This window comes from Mycolicibacterium komossense, assembly GCF_025822605.1.
Taxonomy (GTDB): Bacteria; Actinomycetota; Actinomycetes; order Mycobacteriales; family Mycobacteriaceae; genus Mycobacterium; species Mycobacterium komossense.
Genome location: NZ_JACKTY010000013.1, coordinates 1 through 13,315 on the forward strand (window position 1 = coordinate 1; position 13,315 = coordinate 13,315).

The following is a 13,315-nucleotide window of genomic DNA, read 5'->3' on the forward strand; positions in this document are numbered from 1 at the left end:
CAGAGCACCATCGATCTGAGATCAGCTCGACTCACCGAACACCCACAGGTGGGTCAAATCAGGAGATCCGTACAGGGTCAATCTTGAGAGACCGTTGACAAGGCGAGAAGTTTGCGAGTTGATAGCACCGACTTTGACGGCTAAATGCTCCTGAGCTCGATTGGCGTCGACGTACTTCGGGCGGGGTCGCGGGCTCTTCGTTGACCGACGTTCCATTTGGTGTGCCACGGACGGACGCACGGCGTGACGAAACACCCAAAGCGCGGCCTCGCCGACCGTACTCGGGCCACCTTTTTGCCATCGAGTTTCTGATCTGTCGAGGTAAGCCCTCTGACAGTCCGGGCTAGAGTGGCTGCACGAAATGCATTGCTGCCGATAGTGCTTAGACATTGATTGGGGCGTCGGCTGCCCTTTACAGGCCGCGTCGCCGCCGTCTGCGAGGTCGTCGAATCCCGCGGCATCTATGGTCGCCGTCGGCATCATGTGTTCAGCGAGTCCGATGAATCTCATCGCTGTTTCCCTTTGGGGGAGGGGTGTCGCGGGGGACGCGCGGTCTCGGAAGAAGTCGATTCCTCGGGCCGTGCCGTGGTGTTCTCCCGGCTCTTGCGAAGAATGCTCCTCGCGCTGATCCCCATTGACTGCTGAAAGCCATGCGCTGCAAGCAAAATTCCCCATGTTGGAGTAGACGGGACAGCCGTTCGGCATCAGCCGCCAGCGGATGTTGATAGGGTCGAACCCATGGATCGCCGCATATATGTTGAACGCGGAAACGCTCGCCTTGCGGTGCAACTCTTCGAGAGCCAAGGTGCCGATTCAGTGGTCGTCATCGTTCCGGCGATGGGGGCGGCGGCGCGTAGTTACCGCAGATTTGCAGAGGCTCTGCGAGATACCGGAAGAGATGTCGCTGTGATGGATCTTCGTGGAACCGGCGAGAGCACGCCCTCGCCGGGCCGCGAAAGTGACTACGACTACGCAGATTTGACCGAGGATGTCGACGCCGTCCTGACGGCATTGCGGGAGGAGGCACGTCCCGGATCTCGAACCCTACTCCTTGGTCATTCGCTCGGCGGGCTGGCCGCTATCGCGCATGTTGCACGCACCGGCGGCCAGTACGTCGATGGTCTTGTACTCGTCGCGTCGGGCATACCTTACTGGCGAGACTACGGTTCGCGAGCGTGGTCGGCTCATCTGCTTCGGATGTATGTGCTTGCGACGGTCGCAATCGTCGGCTACTGGAATGGCATTGGGTTCGGCGGCCCGCAGTCGGCTGGTGTGATGCGCGACTGGGCTCACACCAGCCGCACCGGCGAGCTGCCCCCTCACCTCGGCGTCGTTGAGTCGATCGGCGAGGTACGAGTACCCATATTGGTCCTGACTGTCGACGGCGACAAGCACACGCCACCTCCGGTGGTGGATCGTCTTGTGTCGCTTCTAAAGTCGGCACCTATCGGCCGTAAACACATCACCTCGGATGAAGCTGGCACCGCTCTCGATCATTTCAGGTGGTTGAAGGCGCCCGATGTCATCGCACAGGCTGTGGGGCGATGGGAGTCCGCGGGTTAGGGGAGGTCTGCTCGCCTCGGCTTAACGCGTTAGTGCGCAGCAGGTCTCGATAGCATCTCCTAGAGTGGTCAGATCCGCAGCGCTCAGACTGTTGAAGTGCGGGACGAGCAGTGCCGATGTGAGTCGCTCAGCCTCCATTCGCTGCTGGCGCACCTCTTCAGGATTGCGGAATGGCCCGCGGTGACCCATTTTCTCGGCGTAGGTGTGGCCGGTGCGCGGTGGAGGGTGGGGTGCGGCGATGATGGCGTCCACTGGTGTCAGGCCGCAGGCGATGACGGCAGCGATGTGCGCTGCACCACGCAGTTCGCGAAGTAAATGGAGAACTAGTGCGGCCCGGCCCGCTTGCGTTTGTGGGGGGCCGAGTTGGCGCCATCCGGCGAACAACACACCTATCGCCGCGGGTGCGGCGTCTACGACGTGGCGACCGAGTACGTTGATCGCTTCTAAGACGTCGGGATCCTTCTTCGCGAAAGCGCCTTCGCCCCAGTCGATCACCCTGCCCGCGTAGTGCAGGGCGACTTCGTAGTGGGTCAGATTGTCAGGTACTGCGCCCCATGCTTTCGACACAATGTCGAGCGGCTCGAACGCGATGGCGGCCGAGGCGACCTCCGGCGGGCAATTCCCGAGCACGCCGGCTCGGCCTACGATCCAGAACTGGACGCCGCTAGTGAATCCGAGTCGTACGCCGTACGCATTGGTCGCATCTGACAGCATCCACGTACGGGTGTAGTCCTGAATCGGACCTTTGATGCGGTCGACGCAGGCCAAGGTGCTCTCACGGTCGATCAATATCTCGCACCCGATCTTTGGACCCAGTGGCAATCTCATGATGGAGACAACCAGGTTTGGAGCACCGAGCCGAGTCGAATGAGGTCGTCGACCGCGATCTTCTCGGTGGCTTGGTGGGCCTCGGCTATCGACCCAGGGCCAAAGAGCGCGATTTCATCAGCCAATCCGTTGTAGCGCAGCGCATTTGCTCCGAACGGGGCCACATTGGGTGTTGTGCCGCAGGCTGCTGCCAGGAACCGTACCAATTCACTGGACGGATCCTGGTAGAAGGCCCGCGTCCCCGGAGTGCCTTCGTCGTTCGGTGGTAGCAGGGACACGACCTCGCACTCGCCGCGGCAGGCCTGCCTTGCGATGGCGGAGAGCTGCGCAACCACGGAGTGAGGATTCTCGTCTACGACGAGGCGTCTCCCTACCGTGATCGAGCATCGGTCGGGAACGACATTGCTACCGGTTCCTCCGGTGACCTGGGTGACAGAAACGCAACCGGCGCCGAGCGCTGTCATGGGGCCCAGGGTGTGTAACCGTTGTTGTTCGGCTGTGAACGCCGCGATGACGGGTGCCATCGTTTCTATCGCGTTCCTTCCGAGGTGAGGTGTCGCGGCGTGGGCTGACTTGCCAAATGTCGTGATGCTGAGGAGAACCAAGCCTCTGAGGCCGTGAACGGGGTGGAAGTCCGTCGGTTCGGCGACGAGGAGCTGGTGAATCCGGATATCCCGCTCGGTGACCCACCGGCGAAACCGGGTCGCACCCGCGAGACCACCTGCTTCTTCACTGACTGTCCCCACGACTAACAGCGACGGGTGGGGACGTAGGCCCTGACGATGCCACGATTCGAGTAGGGACAGCAGGACGCCCAGAGTGGCCTTATTGTCCAGTGCTCCACGGCCCCAGACACTTCCGGCCTCGATACGCCCGTCAAACGGTGGGTCAGTCATGTGCTCCACACTGACGGTGTCGGTGTGCACATCGATTGCGACCACTCGGTCGGTATGGCCGGGAAAGTACCCATACACGTTGGGTCGACCTTCGAACACGTCGTCGGAGATCACTTCGGCTGCGCCGCATCCGCGTAGGCGTTGTGCTAGCCGAAGTGCAAGGGCACCTTCTCCGATCGGACCGTGGGCCGCGGCGATCGGCCCGCCATGTAGCGGATTGACGCTGGGAATCCTGACGAGTTCGGCAACAGAATGCGCGAACCCCGCGGGATCCACGCAGGTGGTCTGGCTAGGCGTCGACATGAGGTCGGGTGGTGGACGAGTGGGTGAGCTCGTATAGACGGGCCGCGAAGTCGAACTGCTCCTGGGTGTCGATGTCGACGGTTAGGTTGGAAGCCAAATGCCATGACGGCTGCCGTCCGACCAATCCGATTTTGGTGGCGACGTGTCTGGTAACGATGGAGCAGGTGAACCCCAATTGGTAGAACATGGGCAGGTCCTGTGAGGCGCGGTGCCACGGACCGAAACCGAAACCCATGGGATTGAAGTTGGCATCGAGGATGTAATCCCTGATCGGGTAGACGACCACCACAGAGTCGACAGCTGCGGGATCTCGAGACGCCCAGTGCTTTACAACCGATTCATGGTCGTCGAAAAGTGGATCGGTCGCGTGGCACCACATCACTTCGTCCTCGCCGGGTACCTGTCTGCAGACTTCGTTGACGACTGATTGAAATGGGTACGCGTTCTCAGTGAGACGGGGTTCCCTCGCTATGAAGCTGACGCCGAACTTATCCGCGACGACGCGTGCCGCCTCGTCTTCCGATGAGAGGTAGACGTCCCGCGGATGGTCGGCGACGCGGACGAGCTTGGTGACGAGAATGTCAAGAAGCGACTGCCCCATCGCGAAGTGGCGATAGTTCTTTTCCCGTACACGACTCGAACCGCGTTTGGCCGGGACGATAAATTTCATGAGAGCTCCTTGTCGTTCCCTGGTTCGATCCGTCCGTGCGGAGGGGGCGAGCCATCAGCACGCCGAATGACGTTTGGATGACCGAGTGGGGCACCCGGTACGGGCTGCCGCAAGCGAGCTACGGACGCCACGTGCACGCGGCTACGACTTCATCGGCGGGAGGCGATGTCGAAAGATTTTGACCGCCAGAGGAATACACCATCTCCGGATCGAGCTGTCAACAGCACGACGAGACGCGGAGCCGGAAGAGGTACGCGTGTGGGTCGGCTTGGGGCTACTGGGGTGTCTGCGGATCTGCGTTGAGCGCGGACACAAAAGCGTGTACCAGCGGGCTTGCGTCTGCACTGCGTCGCCAGGCGGCGAACACTTCGCGTCGTGGTGGCCTACTCAATGGCAAGGCCACAATTGCGGGTGTCAGCGGCGGGCGCGCAAGGCGCGGAATCAGCGCGACAACGTGGGCGGCCTCGACAATGGAGAGTTGCGTCGAGAAGTCGTCGACCATGTGCCGGACATCTGCCTGTTCTGGTACACCGGCGACGAGACGCTGAAACCAGCGATGGCACACGGTGCCCTCTGGGCTGGTCACCCACGCGCAACCACCAAGATCATCGCTGGTGAGGTCCCTTTTGAGCTGGGCCAGCGGGTGGTCCCTGCGCACCACGACATCGCCGTAGTCGATGTGTACCAGCTTTTGCGTGAGCACCGGTGGCAGGGGGGTCGGCAGCCCGTCAGCGTCGTGAATCAGGGCAACGTCGGCATTGCCGGAGTCCAAGCTGTGTACCGCACGGTCCGGGTCCTGCTCGGTGACTCGAACGTCTAGATCCGGGTATTCGGCCGCCAGTCCGGCAAGCGACGGTGCGATCAAGCCGCGGATTCCTGTGGAGAATGCGTCGACCCGTAGCACACCGATCGGCGTGCCATGCGAAACCGATTGCGCCGCTGCCACACAACGTTCCAGTGCATGGAAAACGTCTGGGGCCGCGTCTACGAGGACTTGACCCGCCGGCGTCAGCACGACCTTGCGGCCGGCGGGTGCTAGCACCGCAACGCCCAGCTGACGTTCCAGTCGCTTGATTTGCTGTGACACCGCTGACGGTGTGAATCCCAGTTCATCGGCAGCCTGCGCCACTGTGCCGAGCAGCGCCACTGATCGCAACGCCCTCAACGCACCCACGTCAATCATGAAGCCAGGCTACTGGGTACCGCGAAGAAGGCATCGCTAGACCTTTGTGGTTCTCATTGTGATGATCGAGTTCATGTCCACCTCAGCACCTTCCGCTGTCGAGCTCTTCGGAACCAATCTCGTCGCATCTGTCACTCCGATGCGGCCCGATGGTTCAGTGAGCGACGCCGGTGTAGAACGCCTTACCAGGCATCTGATCAATACCGGATGCGACGGCATCGTGGTGGGTGGCACGACGGGCGAATCGCCAACACTGACAGAAGTGGAGTCGGCCGCCTTGGTGGAGGCTGTTGCCGGGTTTGCCGGTGGGAGGGCCCGCGTGATCGCTGGTGTCGGTACATATGACACAGCCGCGTCCATCCGCCGCGCTCAAGCGGCAGAGGCGGCAGGTGCCGACGCTCTATTGGTCGTGAGCCCGTACTACTCCCGGCCGACACAAGCTGGAGTGATCGCCCATTTTTCCGAAGTGGCCGATGCCACCGGACTCCCGGTCATGCTGTACGACGTGCCCGCGCGTGCCGGCATCGCGTTGGATGAGACGACACTTGTGGAGCTGGCATGTCATCCACAGATTCGCGCAGTAAAGGACGCCAAAGGCGATCTCTTTCAGGCGATGTCAGTGATGTCTCGTTCACCACTTGCGTACTTCTGCGGAATCGACGAGCTGAATCTGGCATATCTAGCATGTGGCGCAGTCGGCATCGTCAGCGTGGTCGGCAACGCCGTGTCGGATCGCAACACTCAGTTGATCGCGGCGGTGCGCAGCGGCTCGGTCGAGCGTGCGCGCGAGATTCACAGTTCGCTAATCCCGCTAATCGATGCGGTCATGTGGAACGCGCAGGGAGCCAGCATGGCAAAGAGGGCTCTAGTTGAGATTGGGCTTCTTGACACGGCCACCGTTCGTCTGCCGATGCTCGAGCCGTCGCCGGAAGATGCCGAGGCACTGGCCCGGGCGTTGGGCACGTTGACCGTCTCTGCATGACGGACTCACTCAAATGAGTCGCGTTGCGCACCAGCATGTTTATAGCCCTTCTCAACGCACAGACAGGAGCGTTCACCCGTGACGGTAATTGATTCGTGGGCCGGATTCTTAGAGCGCTGGAATGACGGCGATACCACGACGCAAGAGTTGACGGACTGGAAGCTCTCGTCGCTCAACAACGTTTTGCGTCACGTCTATGACAGGTCGCCATTCTACCGTCGTCACCTCGACGGGGACGTCCTATCGATCGCGGACCTCAGCGAGTTGTCGCGGCTACCCTTCACGACAAAGGATGACCTGCGTGCAGCCATGCACGACATGCTTTGCGGGGATATCACTGAGGCCCAGTACTACTTCGAGACGACAGGTACCACCGGGCCGCCGACGCCATGCCCCCGTGCGCCAATCGATTTCAAGCTCAACTGGTTGCCGTTTGCTCATGCCCTCAAGCGGATCACCGAGAAACACTTCGCGGATGAATCCCCTGGGCCCGTGCTTGCAGTGATCGCACCAAATGACTGTCATTCAGCCTGCCTCAGTCTGTCTTTCGCAGCTCAGCATGTTGGAGTGACAAAGCTTGACTTGTTCCCAATATCACCGACTTTGGGCTTTTCGCGGTTCTTTGAGGTGCTCGCTGAGCTGAGGGTCAACATGCTGTACTGCTCACCTGGACTGTTGATGGCGCTCGCGGAGATGAGTTCGTCGTATGGCTTCGAAGTGCCCGATGACCTGAGCGTCAAAGTATTGCTGACCACGGGCGAGATGTGTTCTGACAGTATGCAGAAGCTTCTCGCGGAGACGTGGAAAGCAGATGTCTACAACCTCAACTACGGATCTCAGGAGGCCGGAGCGCCGGCGTTGGCGCGTCTGGACGGTGCGCAGATCGTCGTGGAGCCGACCTACCTTCTTGAGGTCATCGAACCTGACTCGGATGTCAGCCTGGGCTTCGAGGGCATCGGTGAACTGTGCATCACTTCTTTGGTTCCTGGACTCAAACCGCTGATCCGATACCGCACAGGGGATCTGGTGGATATCAAAGCGACCCCCGACGGGTTGCGCGCCATGCGTGTGCTGGGCAGGACAAAGGACGTGACCGAGATCGGTGGGCGAAAGCACAGCGCAGCGCAGATCGATAACGCTGTGCTCGTAAATCCCACCCTCATCTACGGCTATGAGATCGAGGTCCACGCAGACAATGGACACGATCGTCTTGTCGCGCGAATCAAGGCCAAAGAAGGCGCAGACCACGGCGAGATCAAGCGTCTGGTCGCGGCCAGCGTGTCGGATGCCTTCGATGTGCCGGTAGATGTCCTCATCCACCCGCTGCTCGACTTGAAAAGCACCACCGGGGGCTGGGTGAGTTGGAAGACGGCCCGCATCAAGGACTTCAGGTCTGGATCGGGGCCGGATATCGAGTCTGAGTCTGCCGATCACTTGGCGCGGGCAGCGGAAAGGGCGATCTGAAGTGACTGTGCACATCGTCACCGGCGCAACGGGATTCGTCGGAAGCCATCTACTCGCCGACCTGCTGTCGGATCCGGATACCGCCGAAGTGTACGCGCTGTGCCGGCCGACCGAGGAGCTCTCCGCGCGGCAGCGTCTGCTCGACGCCATCGCTGGCGCAAACCGGGACCTTCCGGTAGGTGCCGTCGAGCGGCTGGTGGTGCTGGAAGCCGATGTGACACGGCCGCTGTGCGGTGTGTCGCCGGAGAGGATCACTCGGGGCGGCGATTCATGCGTGTTCTGGCACCTTGGCGCTTCGCTGCAGTGGCGCAAGGGCCGGCGGGACGAAACTTTCGACACAAATGTGGCGGGAACACGGCACGCGTTGGAACTCGCCGATCGCGCCGCGGCGGATCTATTCGTCTACGTGTCGACGGCATACACCTGCGGATCGCTCGGTGGTGATATTCCAGAGGCTCTCCATCGCCCTGCGAGTTTCAACAACGCATACGAGGAGAGCAAATGTGCAGCTGAACATCTGGTAGCTGGATTCGGCGGACCGCGATCGCTAATCCTGAGGCCGTCGATCATCGTTGGATCGTCGACCGACTACAGCGCAAGTGGAAGCTACACCGGTTTGTACGGATACATCAGCGAGCTTCGCCGCTTCAACGAAATGATCGGAGACTCCACCGACACGGTCCGGCTCAGCACCAACAGGGACACCCGCCTGTCATTCATTGCAGTCGATCATGTGGTTCAGGACATGAGGTCGATCGTCTTGGCCGAGCTGAAGGCACCGCAACAAACCGTTTACCACGTAACAGGTGAGTCTGAGTGCTACGTGGGCGAGATTCTCGACTACATGCTGAAACTCTTTGGACTGCAGGATCGCATCCTCACCGATGCCGAAACCATCCAGGATCCAACGCCTCTCGAACGGTTCTTTGAGAAGCGGGTTGAGTTCTTCGTCCAGTACACCCGCACCGAGAAGCGATTCGTGCGCAGTACCAGCCCGGGGCGTTCGGTCCTCATCAACGAACTAGCTAAGTACATCGACGCCGAGGTCATACTGTGAAGACGCGCCATCCGTTGTGGCCGAATGCTTGTCCGGCCGGGTTTGCAGTCCCGTGAACGTGGCAGAGCACGTTGTCGCAGCGCTTGTGGCCGAAGGCATCGAGGTCATCTTCACCGTGCCTGGTGAGCAACACGACCCACTCTTTCGTGCGCTTGCCCCCACCAATATCAGGATCGTCCAAACTCGGCACGAGCAGTCGGCTGCATACATGGCGTACGGATACGCCAGGAGTACTGGGAAGCCCGCGGTCTTCATGGTCATTTCTGGGCCCGGAGTGCTCAACTCCACGGCCGCGTTAGCCACCGCGTATGCGGCGAACGCGCGCGTACTGTGTATCGCCGCTGAGATACCCACCCACTTCATCGGGCGGGGCATCGGCGTGCCGCATGAGGTCCCAGAGCAGCTCGCCATCCTGGACAACCTCACCGGCTGGTCGGCGCGGATCACCGACCCGGCCGACACGGAGGCCTACGTCGGGCAGGCGTTCCACCGGTTGAAGCATGGCCGGCCGCGTCCAGTGGCCATTGAGATTCCCACCGATGTGATGGAGAGCACGGTCACCGAACGCAGGCCCTGGACAGGCGGATCCACCACGAACAGAACGGATCCGGCAGCAGTGGTCGCGGCCGTCCGGGAGCTGGCCGCAGCACGGGCGCCACTGGTCTACGTGGGCAGCGGTGCCACGACCGCAGGACCGGAGATCCGGGAGCTTGCCGAGCGGCTTCAGGCGCCGGTAGTCGCGGACGTTGGAGGCAAGGGCATATTGGACGACCGGCATCCGCTGTCGATCTCTCAGCCCGTCGCCCACCGCCTGTGGCGAAGCATCGATGTCGTCCTTGCGGTGGGTACGCGACTGCGCAGGCCGTTCGCCGAATGGGGCACCGAAGGCCTCACCATCGTGCGGATCGACATCGACAACGACGAAATGCACCGCATCTGCGCACCGGCAGTCCCCGTCCTGGGGGATGCCGCTACCTGTATGCGCGCCCTGTTGGCGAACCTCCCACCAGTCGGTGACCGAGCTGCGTGGAGTGACGAGATCTGCGCTGCGCGAAGGGACATCGGCGCCGAACTCGCCAGGCTTCAGCCCCAGGTCGGCTTCCTTCAGGCGATGCGAGATGCCTTGCCGGACGACGGGATCCTGGTTGACGAGCTCACTCAGGTCGGCTACACGGCGCGCGTCGCCTTCCCGGTGCTGCAGCCTTCGACCTACATCTCCTCGACGTACTTCGGGGCTCTCGGGTTCGGGTTCGCCACGGCGCTCGGTGTGAAGATCGCTCACCCGCAACGGGAGGTGTTGTCCCTCTCCGGCGATGGTGGATTCCTTTATACGGGCAATGAGTTGGCGTCAGCAGTCCAACATGGAATCGGAGTCGTGGCAGTGGTGTTCAACGATTCGTGCTACGCCAATGTCGACCGATCCCAGCGGCGGCACATGAGCGCGGGACTCGGAACTGCGTTGCACAACCCCGACTTTCCGCTGTTTGCAGAGTCGTTCGGCGCCGTCGGAGTCCGCGTGAACGATGCCGACGGACTGCGCACCGAAATCGAAAAGGGGTTCACTCGCTCCCACATCCCCACCTTGATCGAGGTTCCGGTTGGTCCGATGCCAAACCCTTGGCCGTTCATCAGATTGCCCAAGGTCCGATGACAATCCCGTTCAACCAGAACGGGCAACTTCCGAAGGAGAATGGTTGACAATGCCAACAGAGTCGTCGTCCTTGTGTTTTCGACCTGCGTTGCGGCACACCCGTACGCAGGAGATCGCGCATGTAGCCCGTATCTGCCAGCAGAATCCGGATGCGCTTGACATGTGCTTCGGCCAGTCAGACCTTCCGACGCCAGACTTTGTGGTGAGGGCCGCAGAGGAGGCCATCTCGGCCGGAAAGACCACCTATGCGTATCGGCGCGGGATCGAGCCGCTGCGGTTGGCGATCCAGGACTACCACAGCCGGACCAACGGGATTGATCTTGCGTTGGAACGGATTTCGGCGACGTCATCGGGTATGTCGTCGATCATGATCTCATTGCAATGCCTGGTGGAGCCCGGCGACAATGTTGCCGTCATCGCGCCGGTGTGGCCCAACATCGTCATCGCGATCGAAGCGATGGGTGCAACAGTACGTTTCGTTCAACTTGATCAGCGCGATGGCGTGTGGTCGCTCGATATGGATCGGCTGCGCGACGCTTGTGACGACCGTACAAGGGGCATCTTCGTCACCTCGCCAAACAATCCCACCGGCTGGATGATGCCCGCGGACCAACAGCGTGACACGCTCGATCTGGCGAGAAGGATTGGCACTTGGGTCATCTCCGATGAGGTGTACGGTCGAATCGTCTACGACGACGCGGTGGCCGCACCCTCGTTCTTGGAGGTTGCCAACGAAAGCGACCCGCTGTTGGTGGTGCAGAGTTTCTCGAAGACGTGGTCGATGACCGGGTGGCGTCTGGGCTGGCTCGTACATCCAGTCGAGTTGGCCGTGCAAATCGGGAATCTCAGCGCCATCAACAGCACCGGCTCTGCCACATTCGTACAACATGCCGGCGTCGCCGCGATCAACGAGGGCGAAGGGTTCGTGACCACCTTGAAGGAGCATTCGGCGCGCGGTCGACAACTCGTCAAAGATGCGTTCGCGCAACACCCTCGAATCGAGGCCCCTGACGTTGCTTCGTCGTTCTTCGCGTACTTCCGGGTCGACGGCGTCGACAACTCACTCGCCTTCGCCGAAGACCTGGTGAGCCGGGCCGGCGTCGGTATCGCACCTGGATCAGCATTCGGGCCGGGAAACGACGGATACTTCAGAATCTGCTTCGCCCAGGATCCAGCGCGCCTGCAGCAGGCGCTCGATCGCCTGATCTCGGCGGTATAGAAGTGGGTAACCGAACTGCGACGTACGTTGGCGCTCGGGCCAATCGGGAAGCGGCACCGAGGTGACCGCATTGCCGCGCGGGGGCGCGTTCGATAAGCCGTTGCCGCACAACGTTCGTTCGGCGACGATCGGTGTACGCGGCGGGACGATGCGGTCGGGATTTGAGGAGACCTCAGAGGCTCTTTATCTCACCTCGAGTTTCGTTTTTCCAGATGCAGCGTCGGCGGAGAGTGCGCTCGCCGGTGAACTGGACCACTACGTGTACTCGCGTTTTCGCAATCCCACCGTATCTATGTTCGAAGAGCGGATCCGGCTTCTCGAAGGAGCGCAGGCGTGCTTCGCGACTGCAAGCGGTATGAGTGCCGTCTTCACGGCGCTCGGCGCGCTGCTCGGGGCCGGTGATCGACTTGTCGCTGCGCGCGGGTTGTTTGGTTCGTGTTACGTGGTGTGCAACGAGGTCCTGCCCCGGTGGGGTGTAAACACCACCTTCGTCGATGGCGAGGATCTCAACCAGTGGGCGGAGGCGCTCAGCACTCCGGCGAAGGCCGTGTTCTTCGAGACACCCGCAAATCCGATGCAATCGTTGGTTGATGTCAGGGCGGTCTGCGAGCTGGCCCATGCTGTTGGCGCGACTGTGGTGCTCGACAACGTGCTCGCCTCCCCGGTGTTGCAGCGCAGCTTTGATTTGGGTGCCGATGTCGTCGTGTACTCGGGGACCAAGCACATCGACGGTCAGGGCCGCGTGCTCGGCGGCGTCATCCTGGGGTCGGCCGACTACATCGAAGGCCCCGTGCAGACCTTGATGCGGAATACGGGTCCGTCACTGAGCCCGTTCAACGCGTGGTTGATGCTCAAAGGTCTTGAAACCATGGAGCTGCGGGTGCGACACAGCTGTGCCACCGCGCTGCGTGTTGCAGAATTTCTGGAACAACACCGGAGCGTGCGTTGGGTGCGCTACCCCCATCTTCCGTCGCACCCGCAGTTCGAGTTGGCGAGACGTCAGATGAGTGCCGGCGGCACAGTTGTCACGTTCGAGCTCGCCGCGGCCAATGGCGAGGAGGCGAAGAAGCGCGCCTTCGCCCTACTCGATGCGTTGCGGATCATCGACATCTCCAACAATCTCGGTGATGCCAAGACGTTAATCACCCACCCTGCAACGACAACTCACCGTTCGATGGGGGCCGAAGGGCGCGCTGCTGCCGGAATCACCGATGGTGTCGTCAGGTTGTCCGTGGGACTGGAGGATCCCGAGGATTTACTCGCCGACCTCGCGTGGGCGCTCGACTGCGTGGGCGGCGCCTAGGCCGGCCCAGCTACCGGTCCGCGGGACCGCAAAATCCAGCAACGCGATTGCAATAAGTGACGGATCCGCGCGTAGAAACGACGCTGATACGAATCGATGGTTCGCAAGATGATCCGTTTGACCTACGCAATACAGACGTATTGCCAAAGCAATGACAGCGTGGCAAAATCCCTATGGGGAAGAAAGTCGCAACGAC

Annotated in this window: 11 protein-coding genes; 7 read left to right on the forward strand and 4 right to left on the reverse strand. The window is 61.3% G+C overall.

Features of this window, described 5'->3' with window-relative positions; genetic code table 11:
- The first annotated feature begins 738 nt into the window (after window positions 1–738).
- Window positions 739–1,563: an alpha/beta fold hydrolase gene (locus H7J73_RS04380; protein WP_264066020.1), complete on the forward strand. Its 825-nt coding sequence runs from the start codon at window positions 739–741 to the stop codon at window positions 1,561–1,563.
- Between the two features lie 21 nt (window positions 1,564–1,584).
- Here H7J73_RS04380 and H7J73_RS04385 read toward each other — a convergent pair whose 3' ends face one another.
- The 4 genes from H7J73_RS04385 to H7J73_RS04400 form a co-directional block, all read right to left on the reverse strand.
- Window positions 1,585–2,391, reverse strand: a complete 807-nt coding sequence (locus tag H7J73_RS04385) for a helix-turn-helix domain-containing protein (protein WP_264066021.1) — start codon at window positions 2,389–2,391, stop codon at window positions 1,585–1,587.
- Entirely contained in the window at window positions 2,388–3,590 is a 1,203-nt protein-coding gene (locus tag H7J73_RS04390; RefSeq protein ID WP_264066022.1) for a M20 family metallopeptidase, read from the reverse strand. Before H7J73_RS04390 ends, H7J73_RS04385 begins: the two co-directional genes overlap by 4 nt.
- The gene (locus tag H7J73_RS04395) at window positions 3,577–4,260 is read right to left on the reverse strand and encodes a cytidylyltransferase domain-containing protein (RefSeq protein WP_264066023.1); all 684 of its coding nucleotides are present in this window, start codon (window positions 4,258–4,260) and stop codon (window positions 3,577–3,579) included. Before H7J73_RS04395 ends, H7J73_RS04390 begins: the two co-directional genes overlap by 14 nt.
- 274 nt (window positions 4,261–4,534) lie before the next feature.
- Window positions 4,535–5,443 carry a LysR family transcriptional regulator gene (locus tag H7J73_RS04400; RefSeq protein ID WP_264066024.1) on the reverse strand — a complete coding sequence of 303 codons (909 nt, stop codon included), beginning with the start codon at window positions 5,441–5,443 and terminating at the stop codon, window positions 4,535–4,537.
- A 61-nt stretch (window positions 5,444–5,504) separates the two neighbouring features.
- Between H7J73_RS04400 and dapA the strand changes: the two genes are divergently transcribed.
- The 6 genes from dapA (at window position 5,505) to H7J73_RS04430 (ending at window position 13,119) form a co-directional block, all read left to right on the forward strand.
- Complete coding sequence (gene dapA, locus H7J73_RS04405) at window positions 5,505–6,425, forward strand: 4-hydroxy-tetrahydrodipicolinate synthase (protein ID WP_264066051.1); 921 nt, start codon at window positions 5,505–5,507, stop codon at window positions 6,423–6,425.
- Between the two features lie 78 nt (window positions 6,426–6,503).
- Window positions 6,504–7,889, forward strand: coding sequence for a phenylacetate--CoA ligase family protein (locus H7J73_RS04410; protein WP_264066025.1), 1,386 nt, complete (start codon window positions 6,504–6,506; stop codon window positions 7,887–7,889).
- 1 nt (window position 7,890) lies between these two features.
- Window positions 7,891–8,946 (forward strand): SDR family oxidoreductase, encoded by a 1,056-nt coding sequence (locus tag H7J73_RS04415; protein WP_264066026.1) that lies wholly within the window; start codon window positions 7,891–7,893, stop codon window positions 8,944–8,946.
- A gap of 58 nt (window positions 8,947–9,004) precedes the next feature.
- Window positions 9,005–10,597, forward strand: coding sequence for a thiamine pyrophosphate-dependent enzyme (locus H7J73_RS04420; protein WP_264066027.1), 1,593 nt, complete (start codon window positions 9,005–9,007; stop codon window positions 10,595–10,597).
- Between the two features lie 49 nt (window positions 10,598–10,646).
- Window positions 10,647–11,816, forward strand: a complete 1,170-nt coding sequence (locus tag H7J73_RS04425; RefSeq protein ID WP_264066052.1) for a pyridoxal phosphate-dependent aminotransferase — start codon at window positions 10,647–10,649, stop codon at window positions 11,814–11,816.
- A 61-nt stretch (window positions 11,817–11,877) separates the two neighbouring features.
- Window positions 11,878–13,119 carry an O-succinylhomoserine sulfhydrylase gene (locus H7J73_RS04430; RefSeq protein WP_264066028.1) on the forward strand — a complete coding sequence of 414 codons (1,242 nt, stop codon included), beginning with the start codon at window positions 11,878–11,880 and terminating at the stop codon, window positions 13,117–13,119.
- The last annotated feature ends 196 nt before the right edge of the window (window positions 13,120–13,315 follow it).

Bases quoted from the DNA above. Each gene is read 5' to 3' on its own strand.
- H7J73_RS04380 (WP_264066020.1), top strand. From the start codon at position 739: ATGGATCGCCGCATATATGTTGAACGCGGAAACGCTCGCCTTGCGGTG.
- H7J73_RS04385 (WP_264066021.1), bottom strand. From the start codon at position 2,391: ATGAGATTGCCACTGGGTCCAAAGATCGGGTGCGAGATATTGATCGAC.
- H7J73_RS04390 (WP_264066022.1), bottom strand. From the start codon at position 3,590: ATGTCGACGCCTAGCCAGACCACCTGCGTGGATCCCGCGGGGTTCGCG.
- H7J73_RS04395 (WP_264066023.1), bottom strand. From the start codon at position 4,260: ATGAAATTTATCGTCCCGGCCAAACGCGGTTCGAGTCGTGTACGGGAA.
- H7J73_RS04400 (WP_264066024.1), bottom strand. From the start codon at position 5,443: ATGATTGACGTGGGTGCGTTGAGGGCGTTGCGATCAGTGGCGCTGCTC.
- dapA (WP_264066051.1), top strand. From the start codon at position 5,505: ATGATCGAGTTCATGTCCACCTCAGCACCTTCCGCTGTCGAGCTCTTC.
- H7J73_RS04425 (WP_264066052.1), top strand. From the start codon at position 10,647: ATGCCAACAGAGTCGTCGTCCTTGTGTTTTCGACCTGCGTTGCGGCAC.